A 1,545-nucleotide genomic window follows, 5' to 3' on the forward strand; every position below is an offset into this window, starting at 1 on the left:
TGGCCAGCAGGCAAATAACGAGGCGGCAGCTACCGCCTCCGCAGCGCCGAGCGAAACCGTCTCGGCGTCTGCTGCGGCATCCGATGCGGCTTCCGCTTCGGCCACTCCGAGCCCGGTCATTACCCGCGGCTATTCCGGCGGCTCAAAAGCCCCCGAAGGGGAGTACCGCAAGGCAGATGAATATGGTCCTGCACAGAACGTTCCTCTCCCGAAAGCCGAGCCGCAACAGTACCCTGAGACCTTCGCTGGTCTCCGCGAGATGATGCGTGACTGGATCAAAGCCCGCAACTACGGCATCCAGACGGGCGATATGCAATACGTGAGGCCGTACATGCTGGATACCTTCAAAAGCGATATCGAATTCCTCAACTCCATCGAAAAGCTTTACAAAGAAGGTGGCTGGGTTATCGAAGGAACCTCAGAATACCAGGCCGAAAGCGACCTCATGTATGACGAAAAATCCAAAGAATATTGGGTTCTCACCCGGCGCCTGTGGACTTACGGACTGTACATTCATCCGAATGGAAAAATGCGTAAACGAACCAATACCGGAAATGAAAACGAAACTTTCATGTTCCGTTACCGATACAAGGATGGTTACTGGTATTTGTCTGAGTATCGCTCTAATGAAGAGCTCCGCAAAGAGGGACTCATTAAATAATGGGAAGTAAGACAGTTCGAGTATTCTGCGGTTCAATCACTTTTGCTCTGGCAGTCAACCTTTATCCTCCGACGTACGCTCTGGAAGATACTTCAGATTCCAATAGTCACAGCATCGTAGATATAGCTAATGAAGACGGTTATTCAACAGCAGATACCGACGCGGAAGTGAGCCTGCCCTCTGCCCCTGCGCAGGAAAATACTGCTGCATCTGATATCAGAATGACCGCAGAAGAGCAAGAAGCCGCCTTTAGAGCGACTCATTATCTTATGCGTGATGGTAGGGGAGATGAATACTACGCTTCAACCACCGATAAAGACTCCTGCACCACCGCTGACGGCCAACCAGGACAGTACTTCCGTACCTGGATGCAGCCTGACGACGGCAACGACTACACCAGTTATTACAATACCTCCGGCATCGGAACCTACTGCACCCCAGTAGAAACCCGCACCCTAACCGCCAATAACCCCGGAGAACCTCGTAAACCGAGTCCAGCTGAAATGCTTCAAGAAATTGAAGACAAATTCGCCAACACCGATATTCGACCCCCTATCCTGAAGCAGTCCTATAACTCCGGTAGTGGTACCGGCAGGGCTAAGGGCGACCCGAATATCTACAAGGGCGACAACGTCAATTTCTATGCTGAAGCCCCCACCGCTTATTGGGAGGGTGAGCTTTCGGCCGGTCACGTTGAAATCGAGTCTTATCCGGTACAGATGACCGTCCAGTACGGCAACGGTGACGAGGGTACGTCATACACCATTGGCGAACCTATTTACCCGAAGTCAGGCTCAAAAGCGCGACCGACCGCGACCAGTTATGTATACAAACGCTCAGGTAATTTTCATGCCTACGCAACGGTTTCTTATGCTGGCCGGTAC

General features: G+C 52.0%; 1 protein-coding gene and 1 pseudogene. Both read left to right on the forward strand.

The window, feature by feature from the left end; translation table 11 throughout:
• On the forward strand, nt 1–661 hold a 661-nt coding region (locus tag HMPREF2971_RS09380; RefSeq protein WP_246825025.1), incomplete at its 5' end, for a DUF6318 family protein.
• Nucleotides 661–1,545: pseudogene (locus tag HMPREF2971_RS09295) on the forward strand (hypothetical protein); the annotation flags it as partial. The gene HMPREF2971_RS09380 and the pseudogene HMPREF2971_RS09295, both read left to right, overlap by 1 nt.

Origin of the sequence: Rothia sp. HMSC066G07, assembly GCF_001814485.1 — a bacterium.
Classification (GTDB): Bacteria; Actinomycetota; Actinomycetes; order Actinomycetales; family Micrococcaceae; genus Rothia.